The sequence below is a fragment of the Corynebacterium hiratae genome (assembly GCF_009708045.1).
Taxonomy (GTDB): Bacteria; Actinomycetota; Actinomycetes; order Mycobacteriales; family Mycobacteriaceae; genus Corynebacterium; species Corynebacterium hiratae.
The window spans coordinates 1-736 of sequence record NZ_VIOG01000035.1; the positions used below are offsets into that span (position 1 = coordinate 1).

The 736-nt window shown below is 59.1% G+C and carries 1 protein-coding gene; it reads right to left on the reverse strand.

The annotated features are described in order from the left end of the window. Positions 1 to 7: 7 nt before the first annotated feature. Positions 8 to 718, reverse strand: a complete 711-nt coding sequence (locus tag FME68_RS12925; RefSeq protein WP_049160553.1) for an IS6 family transposase — start codon at positions 716 to 718, stop codon at positions 8 to 10. Positions 719 to 736 lie beyond the last annotated feature (18 nt).

Consider the following 736-nt stretch of genomic DNA (forward strand, 5'->3'; position numbering starts at 1 on the left):
GGCGTTCTCAGGCCGTCTCGAAGACCCGGTTGACGATCACCGCGTCCGGATTGGGGTGCCCATAAGCAAACATCGTGCCCTGACCTTTCCGTAATGAATGCATCGCTTCCATCCCTTTCAACGTCCGGTAGGCGGAAATTCGGTTTTTGAACGCCCCCTTCGGTCCCAGGATTCTTTTAAGTCGGCCATGATCTCCCTCGAGAACGTTGTTCAGGTATTTCACCTGCCGGTGCTCCACCATCTGAGGGCAGATTCCCTCCGCCTTCAGCTCGGATATTGCCTTGGCCAGAGCTGGTGCCTTGTCGGTGTTGATGACCCGCGGGGACCCGGCTGTCGTATTCGATCGCAGCGTCTTGGCCAGGAAACGCTTGGCCGCAGCCACATTCCGTTTTGGTGAGAGGTAGAAGTCTAAGGTCTGCCCACCGGCGGTAATAGCCCGGTAGAGATAGCACCACGTGCCGCCGACCCGGATATAGGTCTCATCCACCCGCCAGGACTGGGCCTGCCAGTCGGGTACCTGCCGGTACCAGCGAGTGCGCTTATCCAGCTCAGGGGCGTATTTCTGCACCCAGCGGTAGATCGTGGTGTGATCGACTGGCACACCCCGCTCGGTCATCATTTCTTCGAGGTCGCGGTAGCTCACGCCGTAGCGGCAGTACCACCGCACCGCCCACAGGATGATGTCACGGGGGAAATGCCGACCGGAGAAGATGCCCATGGCTCTGATTATTTCACG